Source organism: Roseateles chitinivorans, from assembly GCF_002761755.1.
Taxonomy (GTDB): Bacteria; Pseudomonadota; Gammaproteobacteria; order Burkholderiales; family Burkholderiaceae_C; genus Roseateles; species Roseateles chitinivorans.
On the sequence record NZ_PEOG01000205.1, the window covers coordinates 1 to 459 of the forward strand.

Annotated in this window: 1 protein-coding gene; it reads right to left on the reverse strand. The window is 59.7% G+C overall.

Annotated features, from left to right (window positions below; translation table 11 throughout):
• Positions 1-155: 155 nt before the first annotated feature.
• A partial coding sequence (locus CS062_RS26545; protein WP_158238936.1) for a hypothetical protein occupies positions 156-459 on the reverse strand: 304 nt, incomplete at its 5' end.

Here is a 459-nt window from a genome sequence, read left to right on the forward strand (position 1 = left end):
TAGACCGTCGTACGCGTATCGTCACCGTTTACGTCGTGTGTCGTCTGGTAGGTTTGCTTCTCGAAGTTCTCGGCTCCCTTAAAGAAGGCCGTTGTGAGGAGCCGGTGGTCCGCTTCGGTGATCTCGTTGTAGCGTGCGTCGATCGCGCGACCTTTTCACGCGTTCTGCTCGATTCGGGCCACCCATTCGGCGTCGGCGGCGCGCTTATTGCCCTCGTAGAAGGAGACCGTCGTACGCGTCACGTCACCGTTTACGTCGTGGGTCGTCTGGTAGTTTTGCTTCTCGAAGTTCTCGGCTCCCTTAAAGAAGGCCTTTGTGAGGAGCCGGTGGTCCGCGTCGGTGATCACGTTGTCGCTTGCGTCGATCGCGCTGCCTTTTCTTGTGTGCTGCTCGATTAGGGCCAGGCCCTCGGCGTCGGCGGCGCGCTTATTGCCCTCGTAGAAGGAGACCGTCGTACGC